This window comes from Cupriavidus consociatus (assembly GCF_017814975.1).
Lineage (GTDB): Bacteria > Pseudomonadota > Gammaproteobacteria > Burkholderiales > Burkholderiaceae > Cupriavidus > Cupriavidus consociatus.
Map to the genome: position 1 here is coordinate 1 of NZ_JAGIQA010000093.1, position 3962 is coordinate 3962.

Here is a 3962-nt window from a genome sequence, read left to right on the forward strand (position 1 = left end):
CAGTTGATCGTCACGCTCCTGGAGCCCTATTTACAGCCCGATAATTATTAAAGATATTTGCGGGATGTTGTACTAGCAAGGCTTTGAGGGAAGTACCCGGTATCAGGAATTGCAGGAATGAGGCATATTTGCACCCAGAATCCTGCAAATTCTGATGAGGTCTGAATGGGCCCAACGCCGATCACGCCGCAGACTGGCGAGTTGTTCAAGCAGCCGCTGGCCGAGCAAATCAACATGCGTCACCCGTTGGTGCAATTGGCCGGGTTGATCGACTGGTCGGCCCTGGAGCATGCGCTGTCGGAGAGCTTTACTTCGAAGCGCGGCCGCCCGGCGACGCGCCCGCGGCTGATCGCCGGCTTGCTGTACCTGCAGCACGCATTCGGCCTGTCCGATGAAGACGTGGTGTGGGGCTGGGTAGAGAATCCCTATTGGCAGTTCTTCACCGGCGAGACGTATTTGCAGACCGATCCACCGGTTGATTCGTCCAGCCTGTCACGCTAGCGTCGCCGGCTGGGCGAGGCGGGCGTTGAAGAATTGCTGGCGCATACCATCGATGCGGCCAAGCGTGCCGGTGCGGTCAGGGAGTCGAGCTTGCGACGCGTGATCGTCGACACCACCGTGATGGAGAAGGCCGTGACTCACCCAACCGACTCCAGGTTGCTGGAGCGCGGACGTGTTCACTTGGTGAAGGCAGCTAAGCGTCTGGGCCTGAAGCTGCGACAGAACTACAACCGTGAGGCTCCGAGACTGGCGGCACAGATCGGGCGTTACGCTCATGCGAAGCAATACAAGCACAAGCGAATGCGGCGCACCCTGCGGACCTTGCGCTCGCGCGTGGGACGGGTGTACCGGGACGTGGAGCGCCAGCTTGGTGCCGTGCCCGAGTCGCAGCGCGAGGCTTTGCGGGAACTCCTAGCAAGAGTACGCCGATTGCTGACACAGCGCACCAATGACAAGAACAAGCTGTATGCCTTGTATGCGCCGGAGGTGGAGTGCATCAGCAAGGGCAAAGCCCGCAAGCCGTATGAATTTGGCGTGAAGGTATCGATCACGACTACGCTCAAGGAAGGGCTGGTGATCGGCTCGCGCTCCATGCCAGGCAACCCGTATGACGGGCACACGTTCTACGAGGCGCTCGAGCAAGCCCAGATTCTCTCCAACGTTCGCCCGGAGATTGCTGTAGTGGACCGAGGCTATCGGGGCGTAGAGGTGGATGGCATCCGCATCCTCCGCTCAGGCCAGAAGCGAGGCGTCACCCGAGCTATCAAGGCGATGATCAAACGGCGCAGTGCCATCGAGCCCGCCATAGGGCACATGAAAGCGGATGGCAAGCTCGATCGCAACTGGCTGAAGGGCCCACTCGGCGACGCCCTGCATGCAGTCCTGTGCGGCGCCGGCCACAACATCCGCCTGATCCTGCGGAAGCTGCGTCGGCTTCTTTGTGCCTGGATTCTGCGTCTACTCCGTCTCGATCAGCCCGCCATATCACTTTGCTGAAGTACCCGGCGAATCTGCGGAGGGAATTGTTCAGGGCCGACTAAGTATCAGGAAGGCATCCGTCTAGTTCGAGTAAAGAAGCAAATACCAAGTTTGCGCTGCATTGCAAACCACCCTCCTGTCCCTGGGCCGGCGTCGACAACAAGCTGTGCGCGCTCCAGCAACGCCAACTCGGATGCTAGAACATAAAGGGGCGTTCCCCCGATGTCTCCAATACAGATTTCTCGCGAGCTAGCCAGATAATCAGATCGCGGCCAACATACTAGTTGTCCTTGGCGCAGGGCGCCATTCTTTTGGAGCAGGACAATAGGGCCGTTCTCGTCTTCAAGCTTTCGAAGAAGCTTTGCAACACCTCATGTTGCGACTACGTGCACACTTGCCATTCCGGTCCTTTCTCGAAAACAATATCGGTTCTTTTCCCACAGCCTCGCATACTTGACAGTTGCTTGGAGCCCGGATGGTCACTTCAAACTCCCCCACTTGTGGTCGGCTAAATTCCCCCAGGCAGGACGAGCTGATTATGAGTCGGCTTTCTCTGATACAGCAAGCCTGGTGGCCGCTTCCTTGAGGCGATAGCTCTTGCCTTCGAACTCGAGGAGTTTGGAGCGGTGCATCAGTCGGTCGAGGATGGTGGTGGCCATGGTGTTGTCGCCGAGGTATCGCCCCCAGTCCTGCACCACGCGGTTGGACGTGACGATGTGCTGCGACGCAATTTGTAGCGTTGGTGGACCAGCGTCTGCAGCAGTTCGGCGGCGGCATCCGGGATGCGTTTTGCCAGGAACAAGTCGTCGAGCACGACCAGTTCCGGTTCGAGCAGCATCTTGAGCAGACGGTCCTGATCGGCGCGCGTGTCTATGGCGTATCCGGCGAACACCGTGTCGGACTCGACGTAACGCACCTTTATGCCCTGCAGGATGGCGTTGTAGGCAATGGCCTTGGCGATGTGGCTTTTGCCGGTGCCGGGCTTGCCAATGAGCAGCGCATTGTCGGCGTCGGCTACGAACTTCAAGGTATGCAGCTCGAAGCAGGCCTGGCGCGGCAGCTTCGGGTTGAAGGCCCAATCGAACTCGGCCAGGGTGCGGCGCTCGTCCAGGCCGGACTGCTGGTAGCGCCGCTCGAGCAGCCGGGAGCGGCGACGATCCAGTTCGTCCTGCAGGATCATGGAGAAGGTTTCGAGGAAGGGTTGTTGGCTAGCCTGGGCCTGCAGCACGCGGGTCTCCAGTGTGGCGCCGATGCCCGTCAGGCGCAGGTCGCGCAAGGCGCGGTCGATTTCTGCGAGACTCATGGTCATGGGTAATCTCCTTGGTTTGCGGCACTTTGTTTGGCGCCGAGCGTGAACAGGTCGGCATAGTCGTCGCCGTCCCGGATCAGGGGGTGTTCCTGGGTCAGGGGCAGCTCGCCCTGGATCGGCACATCGAGAGCGGCCAGCGCCTGCTCAAGCAGACGCTCCGTCAAGGCCTTGACGCGGCGATAGCTGGGCACGCCTTCTCGCAAGGCGGTTTCGCACGCCTCTTCGATCAGCCGGCGTGGATACCGCCGAACCAGGCCGACGATGCCTGACCTACCCGGCCTTCGGTGTCGAACAGGAGTTGGCACAGGCGCTCGGCAGATGGCCCAATAGTCTTGGCCTGCGCCAGGATGCGACGTGTCTCGCGTGAGGGATTGAACAGGCGTTCGTCCTGCGGCAGCACCACCGTGCCGGGCCTGTCCGCCAGATCATGGCTGCGCAGCAAGGCTTGGGTTTTCAGGTCCCGGATCTCCAGACGATGCGCGTATTTGCGCACCAGCACCCGACTGCCGATGGCCGCCGGCCGGGCGGCATAGCTGCTGTGGTCGACTCGAATACAGGTGTCGTCGTAGACGGTGTAGACGCGGTCGGTAAAGTACTCGAAGTTCCTTGCCGGTAGCGCCCTCAGGTGAGGACGTTCTTCTTCGAACATCGCTTGAACCTGGCGCCGTGTGCTGCCATGGACCCGCTTGGAGGCCCATTTTTCTTCCCATTGCTCAAGGAAGGCATTCTGCTCTTCGATCGACTCGAAGCGCCGCCCTTTCAGAGCAGTAGCCTGCGTATGCTGGATCGCATTCTCGACTGTGCCCTTGCGGTCAGGGTCGCGTACCCGTGCGGGATCGGCCACCACGCCATAATGAGCCAGCATGGCCGCATACACCGGGTTGAGCTCAGATTCATACAGGTCAGGCTTGAGCACACCCTCCTTTAAATTGTCCAGGACCACGTACTGGGTTAATCAATAGCAGCGAGAAATGTGAAGGAACCTCGGCCTGTTCTTTGCTCCCCCATAGCCAACAGCGAGGTTCCTTCAGATTTGATAGGCCAGCTCAGAGCGATTCCAGCCACGTGAGCAAGTTCTCGTCCCGGCGCCACGGGGGTGGCCTGTCGCTCTTTGAATGCGGTTGCAGGCGCTGCAAGGCTTCGCGTTTGGTATCCAACTTGGCTTGGGCGTAGT

4 pseudogenes are annotated in these 3962 nt (G+C 60.0%); 1 reads left to right on the forward strand and 3 read right to left on the reverse strand.

What is annotated here, in order from left to right:
- The first annotated feature begins 165 nt into the window (after positions 1 to 165).
- Positions 166 to 1497: pseudogene (locus J8I82_RS37325) on the forward strand (IS5 family transposase).
- A 47-nt stretch (positions 1498 to 1544) separates the two neighbouring features.
- Here J8I82_RS37325 and J8I82_RS39845 read toward each other — a convergent pair.
- The 3 pseudogenes from J8I82_RS39845 to J8I82_RS37340 form a co-directional block, all read right to left on the reverse strand.
- A pseudogene (locus tag J8I82_RS39845) lies at positions 1545 to 1826 on the reverse strand (DUF779 domain-containing protein); the annotation flags it as partial.
- Between the two features lie 189 nt (positions 1827 to 2015).
- Positions 2016 to 2788, reverse strand: a pseudogene (gene istB / locus J8I82_RS37335) (IS21-like element helper ATPase IstB).
- Positions 2785 to 3737, reverse strand: a pseudogene (locus tag J8I82_RS37340) (Mu transposase domain-containing protein); the annotation flags it as partial. The pseudogenes J8I82_RS37340 and istB, both read right to left, overlap by 4 nt.
- Positions 3738 to 3962: the final 225 nt, after the last annotated feature.